Origin of the sequence: Nocardia sp. 852002-51101_SCH5132738 (genome assembly GCF_001665695.1) — a bacterium.
GTDB classification, from domain to species: Bacteria; Actinomycetota; Actinomycetes; order Mycobacteriales; family Mycobacteriaceae; genus Nocardia; species Nocardia nova.
Map to the genome: position 1 here is coordinate 1 of NZ_LZML01000190.1, position 2001 is coordinate 2001.

Genomic DNA, 2001 nt, shown 5'->3' on the forward strand with positions numbered 1-2001 from the left:
GGTGAACGCCAGCTGACTGATCGGATTCGCGCCGGCCTCGGCGATGTGATAGCCGGAAATCGATACCGAGTAGAAGTTGCGCACGCCGTTGCGGACGAACCATTCCTGGATATCGGCCATCATGCGCAGGCTGAATTCGGTGGAGAAGATGCAGGTGTTCTGCCCCTGATCCTCCTTGAGAATATCGGCCTGGACGGTGCCACGCACCGTGGCGAGGGTGCGGGCACGCAGGTCGGCGGCCTCGTCGCTGCTCGGCTCGCGCCCGTTGTCCTCCCGAAACCGTTGCAGCGCTTGATCTATCGCGGTGTTGAGGAAGAAGGCGAGAATCGTCGGCGCCGGACCGTTGATGGTCATCGAGACCGAGGTGCTGGGCGCGCTCAGGTCGAAACCGTCGTAGAGGGCCTTCATATCGTCGACGGTGGCGATGGAAACCCCCGAGGTGCCGACCTTTCCGTAGATGTCGGGCCGCGGGGCCGGATCGTGACCGTAGAGGGTCACCGAGTCGAAGGCTGTCGAGAGGCGTTTGGCCTCGGCGTGTTCCGAGAGCACCTTGAACCGCCGGTTCGTGCGGAACGGATCGCCCTCGCCGGCGAACATGCGGGCCGGATCCTCGTTGTCGCGCTTGAACGCGAACACGCCGCCGGTGAACGGGAAGCGCCCCGGCAGATTCTCCGAGCGCAGGAAGCGCAGCAGCTCGCCGTGATCGGTGAAGCGCGGCAGCGCCACGCGCGGAATCGAGTTGTCCGACAACGTGGTCCGTCGCAGCGGCGTGCGAATCTCGCGATCGCGGACCCGCACCACCTGTTCATCGCCGCGATACGACTCCACGGTCGCGGGCCAATCCCGCAGCAGCGCGGCGGATTCCGGGGTGAGATCCGCGCTCGCCCGCCCGAGCAATCCGGACACCGTCCGTTTCGCGGCCGAGAGATCTTCCGCCGTAGCGTCTTCCGTGCCGGCCGGATAGTCGGTAGCCCCCGCGGGCAGTTCCGCCAGCACCTGCTCGAAGCGCTGCACCCGCTGGGCCGCGACCACCTGCCGCCGGGTCTCGGCGTGGTAATCGCGGACGGTCTCGGCGATCTCGGCCAGGTAGCGCACCCGCCCCGGCGGAATGATCTGTGCGAATCGGGTGGAGGCGCGGGTGTCGACTCGCGGCAGCACCCCGGTCTCCAGCGGCAGGCCGCGCGCACCGAGCAGCCCGGCCAGATGCTGATAGAGCGCGGTCACCCCGTCGTCGTTGAACGTCGCTGCGCTGGTGCCGAATACCGGCATATCCTCCGGCGCCGCCCCGAACGCCTCGCGGTTGCGCACCAGCTGGCGCGAGACGTCCCGCAGCGCATCCTCGGCGCCGCGGCGCTCGAACTTGTTGATCGCCACCACATCGGCGAAATCGAGCATGTCGATCTTCTCGAGCTGGGAGGCCGCGCCGAACTCCGGCGTCATCACATACATCGAGATGTCGACGTGGTCGATGATCGCCGCATCGCCCTGACCGATACCGGGCGTCTCGAGAATCACCAGATCGAATCCGGCCGCCTTGCAGGCCAGGATCATCGCGTCGATATTGGTCGGCAATTCGTGTGCGCCACGGGTGGCCAGCGAGCGGAAGTAGACGTGTTCGCTGTCGAGCGAGTTCATCCGGATGCGGTCACCCAGCAGCGCGCCGCCGCCGCGGCGCCGGGTCGGGTCGACGGCGAGGATCGCCACCCGCAGTTTGTCCTGCTGATCGGTGCGCAACCGCCGCACGAGTTCGTCTGTGAGCGAGGACTTTCCGGATCCGCCGGTGCCGGTGATGCCGAGTACCGGCACGGTGCGGCCGGCGGCCGCGGCCCGCAGTTCGTCCAGATCCGCCGCGGGCAGCGCATCGGCCTGCAGGCAGGTCATGGTGCGCGCCAGCGCATATCGCTCACCCGCGAGCACCGCCTCGATGGCGGCCGGTTCGGTCGACAGATCCACATCGCAGGCCCGGACGAGTTCGTTGATCATGCCGGGCAGCCCGAGTCG

The 2001-nt window shown here is 67.6% G+C and carries 1 protein-coding gene; it reads right to left on the minus strand.

Going from position 1 to position 2001, the window contains the following annotated elements:
* Positions 1-2001, minus strand: a 2001-nt coding sequence (locus A5789_RS30235; protein WP_304528575.1) for a methylmalonyl-CoA mutase family protein, incomplete at both ends; no start/stop codon positions are given.